This is a genomic window from Asticcacaulis currens, assembly GCF_028550395.1.
GTDB classification, from domain to species: domain Bacteria; phylum Pseudomonadota; class Alphaproteobacteria; order Caulobacterales; family Caulobacteraceae; genus Asticcacaulis; species Asticcacaulis currens.
The window spans coordinates 171,615-194,495 of sequence record NZ_JAQQKW010000001.1 but is presented as its reverse complement, the minus strand read 5'-3'; the positions used below and the strand labels follow the sequence as shown (position 1 = coordinate 194,495).

At 53.8% G+C, this 22,881-nt stretch carries 18 protein-coding genes and 3 pseudogenes; 17 read left to right on the top strand and 4 right to left on the bottom strand.

Annotated elements, in window-relative coordinates; genetic code table 11:
• The first annotated feature begins 385 nt into the window (after positions 1-385).
• From PQU94_RS00770 to PQU94_RS00715, 12 genes and pseudogenes are all read left to right on the top strand, one after another.
• Entirely contained in the window at positions 386-685 is a 300-nt protein-coding gene (locus PQU94_RS00770; protein ID WP_272739590.1) for a TrbC/VirB2 family protein, read from the top strand.
• Complete coding sequence (locus PQU94_RS18115; RefSeq protein ID WP_368407049.1) at positions 686-1,024, top strand: VirB3 family type IV secretion system protein; 339 nt, start codon at positions 686-688, stop codon at positions 1,022-1,024. It abuts the gene before it with no gap.
• The gene (locus tag PQU94_RS00760) at positions 1,011-3,434 is read left to right on the top strand and encodes a VirB4 family type IV secretion/conjugal transfer ATPase (RefSeq protein ID WP_272739588.1); all 2,424 of its coding nucleotides are present in this window, start codon (positions 1,011-1,013) and stop codon (positions 3,432-3,434) included. The genes PQU94_RS18115 and PQU94_RS00760 overlap by 14 nt, the downstream gene beginning before the upstream one ends.
• 2 nt (positions 3,435-3,436) lie before the next feature.
• On the top strand, positions 3,437-4,534 hold the full coding sequence (locus tag PQU94_RS00755) for a TrbL/VirB6 family protein (RefSeq protein ID WP_272739587.1): 1,098 nt from the start codon (positions 3,437-3,439) through the stop codon (positions 4,532-4,534).
• Complete coding sequence (locus PQU94_RS00750) at positions 4,531-5,286, top strand: TrbJ/VirB5 family protein (RefSeq protein ID WP_272739586.1); 756 nt, start codon at positions 4,531-4,533, stop codon at positions 5,284-5,286. Before PQU94_RS00755 ends, PQU94_RS00750 begins: the two co-directional genes overlap by 4 nt.
• A complete protein-coding gene (locus PQU94_RS00745) occupies positions 5,283-6,035 on the top strand; it encodes a VirB8 family type IV secretion system protein (RefSeq protein WP_272739585.1) in 753 nt (250 codons plus the stop codon). The genes PQU94_RS00750 and PQU94_RS00745 overlap by 4 nt, the downstream gene beginning before the upstream one ends.
• Positions 6,032-6,898 carry a TrbG/VirB9 family P-type conjugative transfer protein gene (locus PQU94_RS00740; RefSeq protein WP_272739584.1) on the top strand — a complete coding sequence of 289 codons (867 nt, stop codon included), beginning with the start codon at positions 6,032-6,034 and terminating at the stop codon, positions 6,896-6,898. The genes PQU94_RS00745 and PQU94_RS00740 overlap by 4 nt, the downstream gene beginning before the upstream one ends.
• A 637-nt stretch (positions 6,899-7,535) precedes the next feature.
• A complete protein-coding gene (locus tag PQU94_RS00735; protein WP_272739583.1) occupies positions 7,536-8,132 on the top strand; it encodes a TrbI/VirB10 family protein in 597 nt (198 codons plus the stop codon).
• Between the two features lie 28 nt (positions 8,133-8,160).
• Positions 8,161-9,144: a P-type DNA transfer ATPase VirB11 gene (gene virB11 / locus PQU94_RS00730; protein ID WP_272739582.1), complete on the top strand. Its 984-nt coding sequence runs from the start codon at positions 8,161-8,163 to the stop codon at positions 9,142-9,144.
• A gap of 8 nt (positions 9,145-9,152) precedes the next feature.
• On the top strand, positions 9,153-11,063 hold the full coding sequence (locus tag PQU94_RS00725; protein ID WP_272739581.1) for a type IV secretory system conjugative DNA transfer family protein: 1,911 nt from the start codon (positions 9,153-9,155) through the stop codon (positions 11,061-11,063).
• A 173-nt stretch (positions 11,064-11,236) separates the two neighbouring features.
• On the top strand, positions 11,237-12,310 hold the full coding sequence (locus PQU94_RS00720; protein WP_272739580.1) for a mannose-1-phosphate guanylyltransferase/mannose-6-phosphate isomerase: 1,074 nt from the start codon (positions 11,237-11,239) through the stop codon (positions 12,308-12,310).
• A gap of 110 nt (positions 12,311-12,420) precedes the next feature.
• A pseudogene (locus PQU94_RS00715) lies at positions 12,421-12,537 on the top strand (transposase domain-containing protein); the annotation flags it as partial.
• A gap of 45 nt (positions 12,538-12,582) precedes the next feature.
• Here PQU94_RS00715 and PQU94_RS00710 read toward each other — a convergent pair.
• A pseudogene (locus tag PQU94_RS00710) lies at positions 12,583-13,117 on the bottom strand (IS5 family transposase); the annotation flags it as partial.
• Positions 13,118-13,618: 501 nt separating this feature from the next.
• Here PQU94_RS00710 and PQU94_RS00705 point away from each other — a divergent pair.
• Positions 13,619-14,368 (top strand): sugar transferase, encoded by a 750-nt coding sequence (locus PQU94_RS00705; protein ID WP_272739579.1) that lies wholly within the window; start codon positions 13,619-13,621, stop codon positions 14,366-14,368.
• A 262-nt stretch (positions 14,369-14,630) separates the two neighbouring features.
• Here PQU94_RS00705 and PQU94_RS00700 read toward each other — a convergent pair.
• A protein-coding gene (locus PQU94_RS00700; protein ID WP_272739578.1) for an IS3 family transposase occupies positions 14,631-15,730 on the bottom strand; the annotation gives its coding sequence in 2 pieces (ribosomal slippage) (positions 14,631-15,481 and positions 15,481-15,730; 1,101 coding nt in all).
• Positions 15,731-16,057: 327 nt separating this feature from the next.
• Here PQU94_RS00700 and PQU94_RS00695 point away from each other — a divergent pair.
• Together PQU94_RS00695 and PQU94_RS00690 are read left to right on the top strand one after the other, a co-directional pair.
• Complete coding sequence (locus PQU94_RS00695) at positions 16,058-16,513, top strand: VanZ family protein (protein WP_272739576.1); 456 nt, start codon at positions 16,058-16,060, stop codon at positions 16,511-16,513.
• A 176-nt stretch (positions 16,514-16,689) separates the two neighbouring features.
• Complete coding sequence (locus PQU94_RS00690) at positions 16,690-17,466, top strand: metallophosphoesterase (protein WP_272739575.1); 777 nt, start codon at positions 16,690-16,692, stop codon at positions 17,464-17,466.
• Here PQU94_RS00690 and PQU94_RS00685 read toward each other — a convergent pair.
• Both PQU94_RS00685 and PQU94_RS00680 read right to left on the bottom strand, forming a co-directional pair.
• Positions 17,463-18,623, bottom strand: coding sequence for a glycosyltransferase (locus tag PQU94_RS00685; RefSeq protein ID WP_272739573.1), 1,161 nt, complete (start codon positions 18,621-18,623; stop codon positions 17,463-17,465). The genes PQU94_RS00690 and PQU94_RS00685 overlap by 4 nt on opposite strands.
• An 80-nt stretch (positions 18,624-18,703) precedes the next feature.
• A complete protein-coding gene (locus tag PQU94_RS00680; protein WP_272739571.1) occupies positions 18,704-19,552 on the bottom strand; it encodes a glycosyltransferase family 2 protein in 849 nt (282 codons plus the stop codon).
• Positions 19,553-20,002: 450 nt separating this feature from the next.
• Between PQU94_RS00680 and PQU94_RS00675 the strand changes: the two genes are divergently transcribed.
• On the top strand, positions 20,003-21,493 hold the full coding sequence (locus tag PQU94_RS00675) for a lipopolysaccharide biosynthesis protein (protein ID WP_272739569.1): 1,491 nt from the start codon (positions 20,003-20,005) through the stop codon (positions 21,491-21,493).
• 438 nt (positions 21,494-21,931) lie between these two features.
• Positions 21,932-22,850, top strand: a pseudogene (locus tag PQU94_RS00670) (IS630 family transposase); the annotation flags it as partial.
• Between the last annotated feature and the right edge of the window lie 31 nt (positions 22,851-22,881).

Here is a 22,881-nt window from a genome sequence, read left to right as displayed (position 1 = left end):
CCGCTATTTTATCCTTAAAATACAGAATGTTTCTAATTGTTTCACGTGATCACGCATCTTTTGCGTAAAGACGGGCGCCAGGAAACGGATTAAATGAGGTCGTTGTTTCGCGGCCGTCAGCTTTTGCAACTGGGTGCAAACGCGAAGCACTAAATCGTGATCAGCCTCACAGGTGAGCGGGACCATCTGCGAGCCGGTTTTGCGAGCCGCGCCCTTTCCCTAGCCGCGAAAATCATTTCTGCGTCCTCAGCGTTGTTATTTTGTTCGCCTGTGCCCGGATTGCAACTATCGTTAAAATAGCATTTGATCAGATAACACGTCTATTGCGCGCGTTTGAAATGCGACCGAGGATAGCAACGCCATTATATATAATTGGAGATTGAACATGCGTTTCATAGCATCGCGTATCTTCGCTTTCGGCCCGACCTTCACCCTTGTCTTCACTGCCGGGCTTGGCGTTATCCCGAGCCCGGCTCTTGCCCAGATTGAAAAGCTCACCAGCGTCCTAGAAAACGTGCGCACGGCCATTTTGGGTGTCGGGGTCGTTTTGTTCACCATCATGATTGCCTGGGCTGGATACAAGATGGGCTTTCAGCAGGCCCGCTGGACGGAGGTGAGCAACATCGTCATAGGAGCGGTCCTTGTCGGCGGCGCCTCGGCGATTGCGGGCTGGCTGATCAATTAAATGGAAGGCTTTCGGGATCCTTTTTTCAGAGGATGCACAAGGCCTCCGACCTTCTTAGGTGTGCCGCTCGGCGTGTTCTTAAGCTTTGCCGCGGCCTTCCTGATTCCGGCCATGTGGGCTTTCGCCTTTCGTTTTCTTCTGCCATGCGGCCTTTTCACAGCGGTCTGGCTGACCGGCCATCTCTATATGCGCGAGGTCACCAAAAAGGATGATCAGCGCGTCCTGCAGTGGATTTTGCGACTGCGGGTGCGCCTCACCCAAAGGCCCCTTCTTCGCCATTGGGGCACCGCCTCTTACGGTCCGCTCTCGTTTCAAAGATCGTCACATGACAATCCTTAGATCGAAGTTGCAAACGTTGCGACGTCCTGGGCTATCAAGCGTCGACTACGTCCCCTACACAAGTCTCATCACGCCTGAGGTTTTGTGGATGCGGGCACAGCGGGCGTATGTCAGCACCTGGCACTTAAACGGGGTCTGCGTCGAGACGGCTGAACCGGCTCACGTATTGCAGAGAAAGGCAGCCCTTGTTCAGTTCCTGAAATCCCTTGGTGGCGGGGACTACAGCCTGTGGGTTCATCGCCTTCGCCATCGGACTGAACCTCATCTGAACGCCCGCTTTGCCTCTGCATTTTGCCAGTCCCTGCATGATGACTATCTGGAGGGCTTAAAAGACCGCTTTCAGCGCTCCAACGCGCTTTATCTGTCCATCGTCTATTGTCCGTCCCGGCACGCGGGCTTTCGTTTGCCGAACCTCTCGTTTGCCGATCAACGCGCCCATGCCCTCAGCACAATGAGCGCGCTTCATGACCAGGTGTCGGCAAGCCTTCAGGCCTACGGGCCAAGGCGCCTGGGACTTGATACCTCGCACGGCCGTCCACAGTCTGAGCTTCTCACCTTTCTGGCTCAGCTGTTAAATGGTGTGCCGGAGCCCATAGGACTGCCCTTTGCAGACATATCTGTCTGTCTTCCATCTTCTCGACTGCATTTCGGCCGCTACTCTTCCGACGTTGAGATCTGGCATCCGCGAGAACACCGCTTTGCGGGCCTACTCGATATTCAGGATTTTCCACGCCAGTCTGAGCCAGGGCTTCTGAACCCGCTTCTTTATGTCGATTACGATTTCGTCGAGACGCAGTCCTTCTCGATGCTCAATCGCCGCGATGCGCTCGGCGCACTCACCCGACAAAAGGGGCGTCTGATAGCGACCGAAGATGCGGCCGTCGATGAGGTGGTTCAGATCGATCAGGCGATGAATGCGCTGCAGTCAGGCCAGCTTGAGCTTGGGGAGTATCACTATTCGCTCTGCGTCTTTGCCGATCAGCCAGAAGGGGTGGCCCGCCAGCTTGCAGATGCGCGCGCAAAACTCCAGGACCATGCCGGTCTGAGATTATCGCCCATAGATCTCGTGCCGGACTGCGCCTGGTTTTCGCAGTTGCCGGGTAACTGGCGCATGCGGCCCAGAAGCGCGCTTATAACGAGCCGCAACTTTGCCGACCTGGCAGGTTTTCATAATTTCACGACGGGCAAGTCAGAAGGAAATCCGTGGGGGGAGGCCGTGGCGGTTTTCAATACGCCCTCTGGCCATCCCTATTACTTCAATTTCCACGACTCTCCGCCTGAGCAAAATTCTGAAGGTGAGGCCTATCCTGGAAATACGTTCATCTGTGGCGCTACCGGGGTCGGAAAAACGGCGCTTCAGTCGGTCCTACTGGCTTTTTCGACAAAGTATGCCGGTTTGCGCGCGGTGGTCTTTGACAAGGATCGCGGCTCTGAGATTTTCATCCGCGCCATGGGGGGGCGCTATTTTCAGCTCGTCCGGGGCGAGCCTAGCGGCTTTAACCCGTTTCAAATGCCGCCGAGCGACGCCAATCTGCGCTTTTGTGAGCACCTTTTATTGCGGCTTATCGCCGGTGGTGAAGGCAATCCAAATCTGCCGGCGTCTGACGAAGCCGCGATCGCCCATGCGGTCAGGGCCGTAATGAATGAGAGTATCGCCCCACAGCTTCGGTGTCTGTCACTTGTCGCGCAAAACCTGCCGAGGTCGGGAACGGACAGTTTGTTTGAGCGCCTTCGCAAATGGCTTAGAGGCCAGAGACTGGGATGGGTGTTCGATAATCCCCTCGACCTTCATGATCCGGCAAGCGTTCAGATCAGCGGCTTTGACTACACTGACATTCTCGACGACCCTGAAATCCGAACGCCTGTTATGGCCTATCTCCTCCATCGCACCGAGGAGATGATAGACGGACGCCCCTTCATCTACGTGATGGAAGAGTTCTGGAAGCCGCTGCGCGATCCCTATTTTGCCGATTTTGCCCTCAACAAACAAAAGACGATCAGAAAACAGGGCGGACTTGGCGTCTTCGTCACCCAGTCACCCTCCGACGTCCTTGCCCACCCCATCGGCAAGACCATGGTGGAGCAAAGCGTGACCCAGATATTTCTGCCGAACCCGCGAGCTGATGCCGAAGACTATGTCGAGGGCTTTAAGCTGACGCCGACCGAATTTCGCATCCTCAAATCCTTCGGCGAGTTAAGCCGTCAGTGTCTGATACGCCAGGGGCAGACCTCCAGAGTGGTCGCCTATGACCTGAGTATGCTCGGCGAGAAACTGGACGTCCTTTCCGGCAATACCCGCTCGGTAGAGTGGCTCGACGCTATTCGTGGCCAGTTGGGCGATGACCCGGACGCGTGGTTGCCTGCTTTTTGTGAGGCCGTGGCTGCGCGCAAGCGCACCGGAAAGGCTTAATTATGTCCTTTGCCACAGAAATCGAACAGACCGCAGATACGCTTCTCGACAGCTTCGTCACCCAGAAAAGTGCAGCATTGGCGTCTGCTCTCTCGCCGGTCGCACTGGTGGCTTTTAGTCTCTACATCATCCTGATGGGCTATGCAGCGGCCAGAGGTGAGCTGCGCGAACCACTCATTGCGCCCCTTTCAAAGTTCATGCGGCTGGCGCTGGTCGCCACTTTGGCGCTTATCGCCGGGCAGTATCAGGCGATTGCGGTCGAAGGCTTCAGGGGGATTGAAAGCGGGCTTATTCAAACACTCAGTGGCACGACGACGGTGGGGGCGGCGATTGATGCCTTCATGGTCCCTTTTGACGAATTAAGCCGCCTTCTTGGACAAGAGATCAGCGAAAACTTCGTCCCTGATCTCGTCCTTTTTGCCACGCTTGTGGTGATTGTCGTCGCGGAAATTCTTATCGTTGGCGTAGGCCTCGGCTACTATCTCCTCGCCAAGGCGTCGCTGGCGCTCATCCTTGCCCTGGGCCCGGCCTTCATCCTGTGCGCAGCGTTTCCGTCGACCCAACGCTTCACTGAGAGCTGGATCGCGCAGGTCCTGAACTTCCTGCTCCTCAATGTCCTGATTGTCGCGGCCTTCACCCTGGTCGTTTCATTGACTGAGCAGTTTGCGCAAAGTGTTCTCGTGACCTTTGAAGCCGGCGGGCAGGTTTTACGCGATGCCATCGCCCTTCTTATCCTTTGCGCCAGTCTGACCATTGTGATGCTCAATCTGTCCGGGATCGCAATGGGACTGGCCGGTGGTGTGGGCCTCGGCGGTGGAAGCATCGTACCCGCACTGGCCGCTCGCACAGGCCTTGCCTTGATTCAGAAGCTTTTTGGCGGCTCAGGCAAGGGCGGATCGAAGTCCGCATCCGGCTCAAAGGGCGAAAAGTCATCCGATAGCTCGCAAAGTCCAGGCGCGTCTGCCTCTCCAGCTGCGGGGGATAGCCCTAAGGCACCGTCCGCTGAGCACGGCAAAGACGCCGCGGAACCCGCCTACAAGTATCAGCATCCGATCGTTGAAACCGTACATCCCTTCTGGCGCAAAGGACGTTCAAAATGAAGACGTGGCATTTCCTTACGGTAACAGGTGGCGTTCTCATCTCGCTGTCGCTGATCACCCGGGCCTCGGCAGTCACCCCGGTCATCGACGCGTCCAATCTCGCCCAGGCCGTCAAACAGGTCAGTGCCTGGCAAAAACAATATACCCAGATGGCCGAACAGATCAGCCATTTGAGAGCGAGCTATGAAAAGACAAAGGCGCAACTTGACGCACTCACTGGATCGCGGGGCTTAGGTGCCATAATCGATAATCCCCGCATCAGGGAGGTCTTGCCCCCGGATCTCGTCGAGACTTATGCGGTAATCGACGATCTTAAGGGACGTAAGCTCTCTGTCGAGGCGTTGGCTTATAAGGAGAAAAACAGAATTCTGGACTGTAAGCAGTTACAAGACAGACTTGTCTCCTCGTGCGAGGCTCGCCAGGATCAGCTCTATCAGGACATTGCCTTTCAGACTAAGACGCTTGAGCGCCTTCGCCTGCGATCCCAACAGATTGATGGACTTAGAGACGAAATCAATCAGACGCAGGATCCGAAAGCCATTGCGGAGCTTCAGGCCCGCTTACAGATCGAGCAGTCGCATATCGCGAATGAAAAAATCATGCTTGATACCGCGCGCACGCTTTCGACAGACGCACAGGACCTCCTGCAGCAACGCATGCGCGAGCGCACGCTCTCACGCTTTTCAAAAGACGCTCCGTCCGCCGCGGCCTCCTTCGTATTCAACCCTGATCGAGGCAGAAGCGAGCCATGACGACGAAGCCATTGCCCCAGCTTCCAACCGCCACGCAGGGCCCGTCCGACTACTTCCATAAGGCGAGGCGCTGGGAGGACGATGTTGAGGCCCTGCGCCAGAGATCAGAACGCAGAGCCTGGACGGTTGCCATCTCAGCGAGCCTTCTGGCACTGGTCTCTGTAACTGCCCTCGCTTTCCTTGCCCCGTTGCGTCGCGCCGTGCCGTACGTCTTTGAAGTCGATAAGACGACGGGCCTCGTCCAGTTCGTCGCGGCGGCCGATGATCAGACGGTGAAGGAATATGGTGAGCTTCTCGATAAACACTGGGTGCAACGCTATATTCTCGCACGCGAAGCCTACTACTATCCGCTCCTGCAGTCGGATTACGACACGACCCTGTCATTGTCCGACGGCGATGTCGTAAAGCAGTATCGCGCCCTCTATGAGGGGCCAGATAGTCGAGACCGAGTACTCGGAGCCCAAAACGAGGAGCGGATAGACATCCTCAGCATTACGCTGATCCCCGATAAGGTTAGCCAAAAGGCCTCTGTCCGTTTTATTCGTACGACGCGTAGTCTCAGCCATACCATGGGTGAAGTCCGTCAGGTTTTTCTGGCGACGCTCGCCTACAGGTACGAGCCTTCCGCGTTTGGCCAGGAAAAGGACCTCATCCGTAATCCCTTAGGATTTAAGGTTACAGCCTATAGGGTCGATCCCGAGATTACGGACGAAGACCGGGCGCTTCCTTTATCAGCGGGGCGGCCATGACCCTTGCCTCTCTCCCATTGTTTCTGGCCAGTCTGGCATTGCCGGCCGCACATGAGGTTGCACCGGCATTACCGGTAAAACCAAGCGATGACCTCGTCATACGGCTTCCCTATGACGAAAAAGAGGTGGTCCATGTGCGCGTGAAGGCAGGTGTGGTGACGCGCATTGTGCTTGGCGCTGATGAAGAGATAGAGGCGGCCGCTTCCGGTCTGCCAGCCGATTGCGAGAGCGCCAGCCTCCTTTGGTGCATACGTGCGGACAAGGGGGCCTCAAGCGTCTGGATCCGCCCAAAGCCTGGTGCACGGTCAAACAATCTGGAGCTCAGATCCAACCGTCACGACTATAGCTTTGAGCTTGAGGTCGTTGAAGATCAGGTCAGGCGAAGCCCAAGCGGCCGCATCCTCGGACGGATAACGGCTCGACCGCATTACCGAGTGATTTTTCAGTATCCGCAAGCTGTCGTCACGAACGACAAGGCGCGCGCACAGGCTGTCTCTGAGAGGACGTCCTCACCCGTGATCAATCGGCGCTATGTCTTTGAACCCAACAAGGCCGGCGAGCCGCTGGTACCTCTCGAGATGTCCGACAATGGATGTTTCACCCGTATTCGCTTCGCGTCAGGAAGCGAACTGCCGGTGGTGTTTAAGATCGGTTCGGACAGCAAAGAGCAGCGTCTCGTTATGCAGATGGAAAACGGGACGGTCGTCCTTCACGAGACGGCAGCCACCTTCATCATTCGCCTGGGTCGCGCCCGTGTGAAGGTGAAAAATCAGGGGTTTGATCCGCGATCAGAAAATCCAGCCTGTGGGGTGAGCGCCGAACCTGGTCTGATTGAAAAGGGGGCGGGACATGACGGACGATGATCTCGATGTGCCAAGACTAGAGCCCATGCAACTGGAAGACAGGCCGCCACTGATCAGGCAAGAGGGCGCAAAGCTTACCTTCAAACTCCCGCCCCGCAATCTGCTCATCCTTTCAGGCTGTGCCCTCGCAATGGGGGCAGGGGCCGCCTTGTGGTTAAACGCATCGGGTGCGTCTGCGCCTCAGCGTAAAACGGAAAAGCCTGCCGTGGTTGCGAACGCCAAAGGGCGCCGGTTTGATACGTCCCCGCCCGCGGCAGCTGGTTCTTCCCCCGCCTCATGTCCGGACGCGTCATCACCGGTTCGCGTAAAGTCTTCCGATGGCGCCGGCATTTCGACGCCTGACGGCGTCATCATGATCTGTGCGGATGGGACAGTTATCACGCGACCTTACGTGGCGACGCAATCGCAATCCTATAGCCCGCCTACTGAGCCCCTGAGCAGCGGGCAGTACGAGGCGGGCATGGGCACGCCTGCCCTGAGACCTGTCCAAACAAAAGACAAATCTCAGAGCACGCCGAGGGTAAAAGAGGCGACGTCTTTGTTTATTCCGAGCTCTAGGCCTGAGGGTGCGGCATCCGATGTTGAAATTGTCCGCCCCCGGAAAGAGCCTCTCATTAGGTCTGAGAGTAGTGACGCGATGCAGCCCTTGCAGGCGACAAGGCTCCTCGACCGCGATTATCTTCTGCCTGAAGGCCGGCTGATCGAATGTGCTTTGAGCGTGCGACTTATCAGCGAACTGGCAGGCCAGGCGGTTTGTATCCTCACGCGCCCCGTCTACTCCGACACCGGAAGGGTGCTGCTCCTCGAGGCCGGAACTGAGGTTCTGGGCGATTACGAGGCCTTCTCCCGCCCAGGCCAAAATCGTCTGCTGGTTCGCTGGCGCCGCATTCGGTCGCCCTCTGGCGTCAGTATACGCTTTGACGGGGACGCCACCGATAGCCTGGGTGCGGCCGGTCTCGATGGCAAGGTTGATAATCATTGGTGGCAACGTGTGGGTTCGGCATTCCTTTTATCGTTTGTGCAGGACGCGGTCTCAGGCGTGACGCGCAAGCCTCAGCAAGGTGAAATTGTCTGGTCCCAATCGGGACAGACCGGTCAGTCTATGGCTGAGAAGGTGCTTGATGCCGGCATAAACCTGCCGCCCACCCTCTATCGCCAGCAGGGTGATCGGGCCCTCATCTACGTCAACCGCGATGTGAGCTTTAAGGATGTCTATCGTCCCAATGCAGGCTGAGGGGGTTCATGGGCCTCTTGCGGGTGCCATGATCAGTGAAATGCTGAAGCCATTGGGGGCGCAGCTTAGTCGTGAGGATCTGCAGGAGCTGGTCATCAACCGCCCCTATGAAGTTTTTTGTTTGACCGGTGAAGGATGGGAGCGCCATATCTCGGAGGCGCTCAGCGGTGAGCGACTGATGACGATTTCTTTAGCCATTGCCACCTTCACAGCTCAGGCGCTTTCGGCCAGTACGCCTATACTCTCAGCTGTTCTGCCGGAAGGTGAGCGGGTCCAGATCGTTATTCCGCCGTGCGTTGAAGACGGGCTTGTCTCCCTCTCCATTCGTCGCCCCTGGCGAACTTCGAAACCCCTGTCGATATGGGCGGCGGAGGGCGCGTTTGACGAAGTTGATCCTGTCTCTTTTCATGAGCCTGCCGATACTGACGAGGAGTCTGAAAGCCTGGTCGATGATCTGACAAAGAGCGTTCTTCGGGGGGATAACCTCGCCATCGTCGGCGAGACCGGCTCAGGCAAGACCACCCTTATGAAAAGCCTCTGTGAGGTCATTCCGGCAAACGAACGTCTCATCACGATCGAAGATGCACGCGAGCTTTTTCTACCCGCCCATAAAAACTGTGTGCATCTTTTGTATTCAAGAGGGGGGCAGTCGGGTGCACAGATTTCGCCCGGTGATCTCATTGCCGCGTCTTTGCGCATGCGACCCGACCGGGTTTTAATGGCGGAACTTCGGGGGCCCGAAGCCTTTGATTACCTGAAGCTCCTCTCAACAGGGCATCGGGGATCGATCACTTCGTTTCATGCCGGCTCCTGCGCCCAGGCATTTGAGCGTTTCGCCCTCATGTGTCGGGAAAACCGGGACGCGGCTGGGTTTTCGAAATCAGAGCTTGTTGATCTGGCGCGTCTCAACATCGACCTTATCGTCCATCTGAGCGCCGCGCGACATTTGGGCGGGCGGCGTCGTGTCGTAAAGGAGGTCTGGCGGCGCAAAACGGAAAGGGCGGCAGAGTGAGGCGGCCTTTGGAGATCGGGTTCATCGCTACTATTTCCGTCATGGCGGTCAGCGGCCTGGCTTATCTGACATTGTCATTGGCAAGCCTCCTTTATCTCAGTCTGCAAGGCCATTTAACCGCAGCGTTCAGCCCACTTCCCTGGCTGAGAGTGTGGTTTGCCTCCGAAGGCGCAGACCTGTTGCGGGCCGACCTCCTTCGCGCGCTGGGCCTAAGTGCGATAGGTGTCTGCGTTGCAATCCTCCTGATCGCTCAGCTCGTCTTCAATACGCGGCGGCAGAACATCCACGGGGAAGCGCGATTTGCCAGGCCATCCGAGATGAGACGGAAGGGTCTGTTTTCTCGTTCTGGCATCATTGTGGGGAAGATCCATAACGCCCTCCTCCGGTTTGCAGGAGAGGAGTTCGTAATGATCGCCGCGCCGACGCGAACGGGTAAGGGTGTGGCGGTGGTCGTGCCGAACCTCCTCGACTTTGAAGGGTCCGTTCTCGTCGTCGATATCAAGTTTGAGCACTTTAATCTGACCTCAGCCTTTCGACGCGCCATGGGTCAGGAGGTTTACCTTTTTAATCCCTTTGCCGCAGACGAGGCGACCCATCGCTGGAACCCGCTTGATACCATCCGTCGGGATCCGGCCCATCGCATCAATGACATACTGGCGATCGCCTACGTCCTCTATCCTCAGGGTAAGGACAAGGATGCCTTCTGGAGCGAACAGGCACGCAACCTGTTTCTGGGCGTGGTTCTTCTCCTGATGGAAACAAGGCCCGACGCCGTTACCATGGCCAATGTTTTTGCAGAGGTGTCCGGTCAGGGCGAGGCCCCCAAGACCTATCTGGCGCGTAAAAGTTTAGAGCTTCAGGATGGCCCCTTTACCCGTATCTGCGTGGAGGCACTGGCGCGCTTTTGCCTCACGAGCGAGAACACGCTGACCTCGATCCTCGCCACCTTTAATGGGCCGCTTACGGTCTTTTCAGACCCTAAGGTCGCCTTTGCGACGTCTGCGAGCGACTTTGATCTGAGGGAACTTCGACGAAAGCCCATGAGCGTCTATCTTGGGATTGGACCCGCCGAACTCCTCCAGGGCGGCCTGATCCTCAATCTCTTCGTGTCACGTTTCATCCAGCAAAATGTCGATCGTCAGCCATCGGATGATCACACGCTTTGTGTGCCTTGCCTTGTGATCCTTGATGAGTTTGCCGCGCTGGGAAAGATTGAGATACTCGCCAAAGCAAGTGCCTATATCGCCAGTTACGGCCTGAGGCTCTTATCCGTTATCCAGAGCTCAGCGCAGCTCGACTCTCTATATGGCGAGCACGATGCGCGAACCCTTCGCGCTAATCATGCCTTGCATATTCATTTTGCGCCGAGAGACACTCAGGACGCCAAACGCTTAAGCGAGCGACTGGGCAATTATCAAATCGAGGAAATCTCGCGCTCTCGTATGGAGCGTCAGTCAGCTGTTTCGAATTCACAATGGACCAGCTCACAAAAGCGACCTCTGCGCCTGCCCCAGGAATTGCAATTAATGAGCTCCGACGAGGCAATCCTGATACTCGATTCTATCCCCCCGATAAGGGCTCAGAAGGCTTACTATTACACCGAGCCTCTGTTTATTAAGCGACTGAAGGCGGTAAGCCCTTCCTTGCGTCGCATACCAGACGTGAATTTAAGCCAGAAGGACTTTGAGGCGGCGGCCCGGTCTGATCTGCGCTTGTGGTTTCGCCAGATTGAGCCACAACCCAAAGAAACACCGCAAAATCCCTTCGTTTCTTCACCAGCCTGCGTATCTGCCCAAAAAGAGGATGCAGAAGCCGTGGAGAGAGAGGAGCCGCCGCTGGCTGAAAAAAGGAGATCCCCCCGAAGACCAAGGCGGGTTCTCGAGACCGATCCAGAGCAGTTGCAGATTAAGCTGCGTTAGCTAGGCAAAGATCGGTATCCAATGGAAAACTTACGTTTATATGCATACTCCCCATTAAGCCAAGGGTCGCCGATAGGATGAAAGATCTATTGCCTCACTCCCCCAACAGGCGTCATAATGGCCTCGTTATTGCAGTGCATTATCCAAACGCTCGATTTTAGGACGCTTTTCAGATGAAGATTTTGCCGGTGATCATGTCGGGTGGGTCGGGGACCCGTCTTTGGCCCTTGTCGACGCCTGAGCAGCCGAAGCAGTTTCATGCTCTGGCGACCCAGCACACCATGATCCAGGAAACCGCTCTGCGGCTTTCGGGGGCGGAGTTCCTGAGGCCCGTCGTTATCTGCGGAAAGAGCCACGAGGCGCTGGCAGTGGCGCAACTGGACGCAATTGGGCTTACGCCGCAGGCTGTTGTCCTTGAGCCTTTCGCGCGGAATACGGCCGCCGTTGCGACCGTTGCGGCTCTTATCGGTGAAGAGATTGATCCCGAAGCCCTCGTTCTGATGGTGCCCGCCGATCATATGATCTCAAAACCCGAAGAATTCCGTTCCGCTATTTCCCGCGCCGCGCCCGTGGCCAAAGACCGCATCGTAACCTTTGGTATCACGCCGACCGCTCCTGAGACTGGCTTTGGCTATATTCAGCGCGGCGAAGCGTTGACAGACGGCGTTTTTGGGATCCGACGCTTCCTCGAAAAGCCCAATTTCGAGACCGCGCAAAGCTATGTGGCCGACGGTGGATATGACTGGAACGCCGGCATCTTCCTCTTCTCGCCGGCGGTCATGCTTGAAGAACTTGAAACCCATCAACCAGACGTGCTTGTCGCGACACGCGATGCCTTTGCGGGCGCCGAGGCATCTGGAAACACGCGCATGCTGGAGCCCGAGAGCTTTGCACGTTGCCCCTCGATCTCGGTAGACTACGCCGTGATGGAGCGTACGCAACGCGCAGCAACTGCACCGTGCGACATTGGCTGGGCCGATGTCGGCGGCTTCAGCGAACTGTGGCGGCTCGGTGCAAAAGACGGGGGCGGCAACCACGCGCAGGGCAGCGCCATTCTTATTGATGCGCATAACTGCCTCGTCCGTGCCGATGGCCCGCCTGTGGCCATCATCGGTTTAGATGACATCATGGTCGTATCCACCCCTTCGGGTATCGTGGTAGCCCCGATCTCGAGGGCGCAGGACGTCAAGCTCGCGGCTGAGGCGGCAAACAAGCTACGCGAAATTCAGGAAACAACTACGGTTTAAATTCACTCGGGCTTTTTGCTTATGTCGGCCTTGCTCCAGAAAAAGGAGGAATTGCTAGGTAATTCCGTCTCCTTTCTGTGGCGATCTTTACTCATCCAGACCGAGGTGGGGTCAATCCGCAGGCCTGGCTGACACAGATCCTTCAGCGCGTCGCAGACCGCTGGGCCGTCTCTCGTCTCGATGAACTCATGCCCTGGAATTTTAAGCCGGATCAAGCCGGCGCCTGATCCAAAAATCATAAGATCCGCAACATGGGAGCATGTTTACGCTTACCGCAAGGCGTTTGTGTCGTAAGCTTTGTCGCCCAACACAATCGTACCTTCCCTCATGGCGGTCAGAATGGGCAAGGCCATCTGGCTATCATGAGCCTCCCCGGCCGTCACCCCTAGCGCGATAGGCCGGCCTTCGGCATCGACGACAGCGTGGATTTTGATTGTCAGCGCGCCACGGGAACGTCCCATGCAGCCATCGTCAAAGCCCCCCTTCTGCCGTGGCACCATGTTGGTGCACGCGGACGCAGGAGGAGTCAATCATGATGATATCACCGTCAAAGGCCTTTGATATGTAGGCTAAAATCCGGTCCCAAACGCCCGCCTCGCGCCACCGGACAAAGCAATGATAGCAGGTGGCCGAAGGCCCGTACAGTTCCCCAATATCCGCCCATGGCGAGCCTGTCCGAAACCTCCATAACATGCCGTTGATGACGCGGCGATCATTAACACGAGGGACGCCGCGAGACTTGTTCGGGAGTAGCGTCGAAATAATTTCCCGTTCTGTTTCTGTCAGCTCATAGCGGCGACGGGTCATCAAAAAAGGCCTCCAAATCAATGGAAGCCTTGAATCACGCATAAGACGGATTGAAGACCCGTTTTATGAGTTTACGGCCTAATGAATCCTACGCAAGGTGGTTGTCGTGGCCGCCGATGGTCCATATTCGAAAAATCAGTTACTATATCTATGTCTACCATATAATCGTAGCTGCGCGGGTTGAAAGGCTTATCGCCGGAATATGAGCGTCCTCACCATATGCCTGGGCATTGAAGGTAATAGTGCTTTCATGACTGAGTGTCGCAGGTGCGGAACTCTCATGGTACCTGCTCGAAAAGCCACTAAGGCGGTTTAGAAATACATTTTAGACTTTCCTAATGCGGGCTTCGCCGCAGAAAAACCAAAGTGAATCAAGTGATTTTATTGGGAGATTGCTAATGCTGTCCGCTGACGGGAATAAGGTGAATTATTTCCGATCAACTTCCGAGAGTCCTGCATTCTGCTCCGGATGGTAGTCTCATACTGTGACTGGCACAATTAGTGCTGACTATCCAAATGAAGGGGGTTTTATCCCGCTTTGCGACAATGAAAGTCGAGACGAGCAAGACAATGAGAAATTTCGATATGCATTCTGGCAGCATTTTTGGAAACTCAGGTCCAGGTGATTGCCTGCAACCCTCGCTTCAATCTGAAGTGGGGATGAGTGTCTCTAAGCGCATGATCGATTTTCTCCTCGCCGGCCTTGTTCTTTTTTTTCTGCTTCCTGCTCTGGTCTTCATTGCTCTCGCCATTAAGCTGGATAGCAAGGGGCCGGTTCTATTCCGTCAAACGCGCAGTGGCCTAAATGGGAAAAAGTTCTCGATATACAAGTTTCGTTCTATGCACTGTATGGAGGATGGAGCGTCGGTAAGGCAGGTAGTAGCGGGAGATGCCCGAATTACCGCAATCGGGCACTTCCTGCGCCGTTCAAGTCTGGACGAGCTCCCTCAGGTGATAAACGTCCTAAAAGGTGAAATGTCGCTTGTTGGACCAAGGCCACACGCCCTTGTCCATGACGAGATGTTCGCAGAGTTGGTTGAGGGGTACGAACAGAGATTTCTCGCTCGGCCAGGTCTGACCGGGTTGGCACAAATCCGCGGCTTTCGGGGGGAGATTCGTACTCCAAATGATGTAGTAAGTCGTGTCCGCTCGGATCGGGAATATATCCGAACGTGGTCTCTGGTAGGTGACTTTCGGATTATCGTCTGTACATTTTTTATAGTTCTGAATCCAGAGTATAGATTCAAATAGACGCAATGGTGGTTGTGCCCTGTGTTGGCCCGCAGCGACTTGGTGACGACATGCTAGGGCAAATCTCGAAAATCGTCTGTCCCGGTTTGGGCTGGTAGACGAAGTGACCTGCTCCCCGAAAATCGAGGCCATTTAAAACTGGAATTTTCCAATTAATGACCTGCTCCCCATTTCTTGGCCACCCGAAACTAGAATTTCCGGGGGTTATGACCTGCTCCCCATTTCTTGGCCACCCGAAACTAGAATTTCCGGGGGTTAGGGCTCAGTGTGCGGCGAGCGCCTCGGAGCCGGACACGAGTGATATCGGGGGTTTATTGCCTATGGCACTATGGGGTCGGACTTCATTGTAGTCCTTACGCCAAGACTCCATCTTTTCACGGGCGTCGTCAAGGCTCATGAACCAGTGCGCGTTCAGGCACTCCGTTCGGAACTTGCCGTTGAAAGACTCGATAAAGGCGTTATCTGTCGGCTTTCCAGGCCGCGAAAAGTCGAGCGTAACTCCCTTCTGATAAGCCCAAAGGTCAAGGTCGCGAGAGATAAATTCCGAGCCCTGATCAACCCGAATGACCCTTGGATAGCCGACGCGCTTACAGACATTTTCCAAGGTCTGTACGACGTCTTCGCCGCGGTAAGTGTAGCGGGGGTCAATCGCCGGCGAAAAGCGGGAAAACGTGTCCACGACAGTCAATATGCGTAATTTCCGGCCGGTGCAGAGCTGATCGTGGACAAAGTCCATGGCCCAGGTCTCGTTGTGACGCGTGGCTTCACGGCGATCCTCCCGAAGTTTGGCCTTCACGCGACGCTTGGGTGGTTTCTTCCTGAGCTGAAGGCCCAATTCGTTGTAAAGCCTGTAGATTCGTTTCGGATTAACGACCCAGCCTTCACGTACGAGGAGCACATGTATGCGCCTGTAGCCATACCGAACTCGAGTTTGGGCGATCTCTGTAATCCGCTTTTTCAGGTCGGCCTGATCACCTGTGCGCGGCTTGTAGAGGTACATCGGGCGATCAATCCGAAGTGCCCGACAGGCTCTTCGGACTGACACCTGCCAGGTGGCAATCACCCGGTCAACAAGCTCACGTCTGGCGGCAGGCCTCAGCGCTTTTTTGCGAGAACATCCTGCAACATGGCTTTATCAAGCGACAGATCCGCGACAATCCGTTTCAGCTTCGCGTTCTCTTCTTCCAGTTGGCGCATTCGCCGCATCTCTGACGGCATCAATCCAGCGTACTTTTTACGCCAATTGTAGAACGTCGCGTCCGATATGCCGGCCTTGCGACAGACCTCGGCGACCGCCACGCCGTCATCTGCCTGCTTCAAGATGAACGCAATTTGCGACTCCGTGAACTTCGACTTCTTCATGAAGTTCTCCTCATCCCGCAAGCGGGATCTTAATTGGAAAATTCCAGTTTTAAATGGCCTCGATTTTCGGGGAGCAGGTCAGAAGGGTGATGGGTGGACCCAAACTTGGATAAAACCTGGGGGCAACGTCGCGGAGGACGCATCATGACCCCATGGATTCAGAACCCGATTCCTCGCTCAACCCAAAATCCGCCAACCACGTGAGCAATTACGTGCTTTCAGCCTGTTCTTAAATCGGAAATGCGCATGGAAAGAAATATTTAACCATAAGTTTCAGCTATTTATTTTTCATATCGGGCTAATGTTTCAGTGAAGGAGATTTTTATAATGCCTCGAGCTGAGAAAGCCGTTCTACTCGTGAGGTCTGGCCTAATTGCACTTTCGCTTCTAGTAGGCGTCCTCGTCCTCGGGCCGTTTCAAGGTGCCGAGCAAGCTTTTGGATTAAATGATAAGGAAGCGCACGTTATAGCCTTCTTCGCGCTGACATTCATGTTGCAGCTCGCTGTGCCAAAAATTCGTCGGCTAGACCTGGCTTTATCGGTTCTGCTTGTAGGTGCTTTGATTGAAATCATTCAGCTTTTTACTGGACGTAGTGCTAGCGTAATGGACTGGCTCGCGGACGCGATCGGTGTGGCTGCTGCAACGCTGCCCGCGTATGCGGAGACCTTTCGAAACTATGTTCGCGCTGCCCAGCGAGGTCGTGCGATTCCTCGGCGTCGAGCCTCTGATCGGCAGGTGTTAGCTGTTCGTGGAAAGGCGAGCGAGCGGCGCAACGAGGCATAACTACTTTCGTGGCTTTCAGGTCGTAGCGCGTACTCGGATAGTCAAGTCCTGCTCGACAAGAACGAGGGCTTTCCGGCTCACAGTCGCCTGCGTGCTATTTCGACCTGTTTGCGCCGCAACAAATATGCTATAGCTTCTCGATTAACCTTTCATCAAGGATTTTCAGGAGCTCGTAGTTGGATCTCGCGCCATTTCCATATGAGGTGCATTTTTGTGACCCCAATGGTGAGCCCGCGATTGATCGGCTGACCTATGCCATCGGTGACGTACATGGCCGTTTTGACCTCTTCAAGAAAATGGTTCACCGTATAAAAGCTGACATGGAGCACACTGAAACGCGTTGCAGGATCATTTTGCTCGGCGACTACATAGACCGGGGCCGTGAATCCGCTAAAGTGCTCAACGGTATCCTTGCCCTGCAGCGTCAGGAATGGTGTGACACCGTCGTCCTCAAGGGAAATCATGAGCAGGTCCTGCTTAAGTTTTTAAAGGATGCAGAAATTGGGCCGAAGTGGTTTCGTTACGGTGCGCTCGAAACAATTCAGTCCTTCGGAGTACACATCTCTGGTGAGCCCAAAACGGGCGAAGAGTGGGAAGCCCTTCGCCAAAAGTTACGCGCGGCAATAACCCCGCTCCAACGCAAATTACTGACCTCCCTGAAACTGAGTTTTGAGGCCGGAGATTACCTCTTTGTCCACGCCGGCATTGATCCCTGGAAGGACCGACAATTACAGGGAGAAGATACATTGCTTTGGATAAGAGAGCGCTTCTTGAAGGTGAGCCGCGCCTGTAGCAAGGCCGTTGTCCACGGACACACGCCGGAAGAAGAGGTTGTAAATCAGAAATGGCGCATCGGCGTAGACACAGGCGCACATGCCACGGGAGTTTTAAGCGCTGTGCGGCTGGAGGGTGTTACCCGCAAGGTACTTAAAGTAAATCCCCGGGACAGCTAACGCCTCGCTGCTTTGCAAAGCCGCTCAACTGTTGAAAGAAATTCAGCGTTTTGCTTCACCTGATCGAAGTCATTTTCGACTTTATGTCGCGCAGCTACCTGAATTCTGGGCCATTGCTCCCTATTGTCCGCTAGCCATTCCAGATTCAAAGCTAGGCCATTTGCATCCCCCTCGGCGGTCAATAGCCCACTTATTTGATCATCTACCAATTCAGGGATGCCCGAGTGTCTGGTTGAACAAACTATTGTTCCAACTGCCATTGCTTCCATGATCGTGACAGGAATGCCTTCTACGTCTCCGTCTTCGGCTTCTTGGCTGGGAGCCATAAGCACATCAGCCGCTGCGATAGCTTCAAGCGTTTGTTTGTGAGACAGGGGCCCGCGGAAGATAACTCGGTCATTAAGTTCGACCGCAGAAACCTGGTCTTTCAGGCTGTCCATAAGCGGCCCGTCACCGCCAATCGTGTACGTAAATGAGATGTCTGGTCGACGTTCTTTCAGTACGGCAAGTGCAGCTACTGCCGTCGCTATGCCCTTCTTTTCCACAAGGCGGCAAACGGAGATTAGCTTTAAAGCGCCGCTACGTTGTGTCTGTCCAAATTTGTAAGCGTTGAGCGGAATGCCTAAATGAACACAGGCCGATTTCTCAGGTGCCGCTCCCGCCTCGACCAGATTTTGGCGAAAAGTTTGATTAACGGTTATCAAACCGGCTGATTTGTCGAAACAGCGCTCGTAGACTTTCAGACCATTCTTTTTACGCTCAACACCGACGTCGTACCCATGAAAAATGGTCACGATTGGCGGCGTCGTCAGATTAACATCGGAATATGAAGTTAGGTGAATGCCTTCCCAGCCAAATTGGGCAACCCACACGTCGGCAGTGTTAAATTTTCGCAAGAGGCGGCTGTTTAAGAATCGGCTCAATCGTTCGCGAAATCGCCAAGGTAGGAGGCGAAGCTCGGCCACCTTGATGCTAGGCCATGTATGGACCGTAATGTTGTCGAACACAGTTCCAATGCGTCCGGAGGCGAAGTTTTTGTCGTGATGCGAGCAGATCACCGTTACCGAATTTCCCATTTCAGCCAGATATACCGCCTGATCCAAAACGAAGGTCTCGGACAATTTGGGAAATGTCCCGGCAAAAATGCAGATTCTCATAGGTGGCTCCGCGACACTGATGAAATAATCTTGGGCTTTTCAGACATTCGAATTCGGTCAGAATCGATCGAGCCATCAACTCACGTCGCTCGGGTTTTGGCCTCGATCAGCTTACGTAAACCGCCTGGCCAAAACCCCATTTTGTTAAATACCTGAAAGTCTTCGAATTTCGGCTTGAAGCCGTAATGCGGCGAAAAGACCTGAAGCCAGAATTTTTGATGATCCCGTGGGCGGCCAGGGTAGTGCCGTTCGATCACCAGTTGGCATGCTTTGCGAACTCTTTGTTCGTGGCTGGAGATGCGATCCGTGCGTGGCGTGTTATCGATGTAGTATAACGGGATGTCCAGAAGTCGGGCTGGCCCAAAACTCTTTGTCATCCGGATAAAAAGCTCCATATCCTGCCAAGCCGGCATGCTTTCATCAAAGCCTCCTATTGCTTCATAGTGCGACTTTGGAGAGAAAATCTGGTTACCAATCTGATTATTGTCAGGAAAGTCATCGAATTTAACTGTGCTCAGTTTCCGACTGGTGCCCGAAGCCACGCCATCAATTTCACCGACTTCTTGAGTATAAATTCCACTAATATTATTGTTATATTTTGACTGAATTCCCCAGTATTCAACCAGAGCTGAAAGTCGTCCGGTATGAAAGCGATCATCGTCGTCGAGACCCGTGACGAAGTCGCCCTTAGCCTCTTTGATTGCTCGATTGCGTGATGCGGGTGCACCCACTGATTTGTCGTTGCGGAGATAAGTGACGCGGTTATCACCTTTGACAAAATAAGCCATCATTTGTGGCGTCTCGTCTTCTGACCCGTCGTCGACAACAATAAGCTCTAAATTTTTGTATTCTTGATTAAGTACAGATTCTACTGCCCTTTTTAGCAGTTTTGATCTGTTCTTTGTTGGCAAATATACAGATATCTTCATTCTAAAATATATTTTTCAATTGTACTAATGTAATTGTTTTGTAGGAATCGCTTCTGATTTGAGGTTTTAATTTTGGGAATATAATTGAGAACAATAAATTCATTTGTTAAAATTGGTGAAAGATCGCTTGTCGCGAAATGCGGATCATATCTAGGTCAAAATAAATCGTCGTTCGTGTCCGTTCCGGCGCATATGTGGAGGAAGTCTATGAAGCGGCCCCTATGTCAAAGGGCAAGCAAAAAGACGTCTGTGCAAAAAAAAGGCAGTAGGATTTTGCCAGTCTTAGAAAGCCATTGCGTAGGGTTCCCGACTTACATTACCATCTTAACCCACAAGAGAAATTCAAAAAATAATAAAATTTCCTTCCTATGTGGGCCAGTTGGCAGCGCAGGCTCGATACTTGGTAGGCACCCGTTCGTTCATTTTGATACGTTAAGGCTCATTGCCAGCATGTCCAATAACATATTTGACCCGAAGATCACCCAAATGGGTGATAAGGTTATGTCCGGAGTCCTGTTTACCGGCTCTTCACAGGCGGTAAAGGTTATAACTCAGATAATTTCGGTTGTGCTGCTCGCGCGGCTGATTTCCCCGGAGAATTTCGGGATAATGGCTATGACGGGTCCGGTCTTTGGGTTCATCACGCTTTTCACGGATCTTGGGTTTGGTCAGGCGCTCACCCAGAAAAAAGAGGTCACCCACGATGATGTGAACGCCCTCTTCTGGATAAATTTCGGCGTGAGCCTTGTTGTGGCGCTTATCGTCATTGCCGTAGCGCCATTAGCGGGGGCGTTCTATCATGAAGAATCGGTCACCTACCTGCTGATTGCGATGTCTGCTCTAATCCTTTTCGGGACATTAGGCAGTATCCATGGTGCAATCACATACCGCCGGATGGAGTTCGGTCTTCTGGCCGTACTAGATACAATCGGCGCAGTGGGCGGCGTTTTGGCATCCATTGCCTGGACGTTTGTCTCTCCCACCTTCTGGGCCCTATATGTCGGTATGGTGGTAAGTAGTTTATTGCCCGTTATCACTTTATGGTTGACCGTTCGGTGGTTGCCTACCAAACCCGGCGGCTTCGCACAGGTTAAATCATTGCTGCACTTTGGTGCCGGGGTCACGAGCTTTAACGTGTTCAACTACCTCGCGCGCAATCTCGACAATGTCTTGATCGGTCAGAAATGGGGTGGGGTACCCCTCGGGCTGTATGATCGCGCTTACAAGCTTCTGCTCTACCCATTGCAGAATGTTACTGGGCCCCTCTCCAAAGTAATGTTGCCGGCCTTGTCGCGTTTACATGGCGATCCGGATCGGTATCGAGCGGCATTTAATAAAGCCCTTGCCTTGACGCTTCTAGCGACTGTCCCTGCCGTCGCTCTGTTGCTCGTATCCGCGGACGTTTTAATTCCGTTCGTTTTAGGAGATGAATGGCTCGGAGTGATTCCCATTTTCAAGGTGTTGGCGATCTGTGCTTTCATTCAAATGTTGAATAATCCTACCGGCTGGTTGTTTCTCAGTCAGGCACGTACAAAAGCGATGTCCATTTGGGGATTGGTCACCGCGATTACTAGCATCATCGCATTCTTCATCGGGCTTCCATACGGACCTGTTGGCGTGGCTGCCGCCTACGCAGTAAGCGAATATATCCGCACTCCGCTGCTTTGGTGGCTGGTTACCAGCAACGGTAGGATCAAGAGGCGAACAGTGTTGGGTGCTGTGCTTCCAATTTACATTAGTGTTGGCATCGCGTTGGCGTTCGGCCACTTTGTCCAACCATTGCTCGCAGGGATGAGCCCCTTTTTCAGTTTACCCCTTTATGGCCTTTTGGTTTATGGCACGACAGTCAGCGCAATGATGGCGTTTCCGAAGGGACGTGAGACCTTGCTGGCCGCCTTGAATCTTGGCCGAGGCCTGTCTGCTAAGATACTTAGGCGTTGATCGTCCATGTAATCATAATTTAAAATCTATTACAGTATCCCTTCCCGCACGCCTTTATTTTAGACATTGCTCAGTGTAATAATGTAAAATTTATAAATCGAGTCAGCGGTTTTTCAATGAATGATAAATAATACACGCCTGTAGAGATTATTGTAAATAAAAATAATGAAATTAAGCTTGATACTATTATGTTTGGTGAATTTGTAATTGCAATTTATTAGAACATTCTCAATATAATTTGATAAATTAAATGTATTTTTAATAGATATATGGCGTAGCGTGATTTTTTTTATTAATATTTATTTTTATATGGAGCGCAGTATAAATGCGGACGCAAAGCCAATAACTCTAAATGCGTCTATGTTTAAATTTCTTGAGGTCGCGTTCGTCACTCAACACTCCTGGAGCGTTTTCCCTTCGGCAGGGAGGTCGGCTGGTATGGCAACTGCACTTTCGGTGGATACTCGGAAAAGGGTTCTGGCTGCAGTGGCAGGAGGCGCAACGCACACGGATGCTGGAGCGCGGTATAATGTAAGTGCCGCCAGGGTAAGCCGTTGGCGTCATCAGTAGAAAGATCAGGAGTATCCGCGCCCTGATCCCCAAGGAGGCGATCATAGATCTCGAAAAACAGAGGTTCATGCGGAGGCGATACTGGGCTGGCTCGCGGACAACCGCGACGGCACACTTCACGAACTACGCGATGCCTTGTCGTTGAAAGGCATTGTTATCAGTCAATCCGCGTTGCATCGCTTTCTGATCCGTCATGACCAGACGCGAAAAAAGACTGGCCACGCCATAGAACAAACTTGGCCAGATGCCCTTCGCAGGCGTCAGGACTGTTTTGACTGTCAACCCGATCTTGATTTTGAAAGGCTTGTCTTCATTGACGAAACCTGGACGGCGACCAATATGGCCCGAACGCGCTGACGATGCAAAAAGGGCGAGCGCTTGCGTATGGGGTTTCGACACGGACACCGCAAGACGACGACTCTGGTCGCGGGGCTGCGCCTTACGGGAATGACAGCGCCTTTGGTCCCTTGATGGGCCAATCAATGGCAACTGGTTCGAAGCCCACGTCGAACAGGTCCTGGTGCCTACGCTCGGCCCCGGAGACACCGTCGTCATAGACAATCTGTCGAGCCATAAGCGTGCATCAGCTCAAGCGCTGATCGAAAAGGATGGAGCTACGGTTATGCTCTTGACGCCTTACAGCCCAGACTTCACCCCCCCCTTCGAAAAGGCATTCTCCAAACTCAAGGCATTGCTGAGAAAAGCCGCCGAAAGGACAGTCGATGGATTGTGGAGCGCGATCGGAAAGCTCACCGACCTCATCTCGCCCGGTGAAGGAAAGAACTATTCTATCTCCTTGAACCGCACCGGATTTGCCG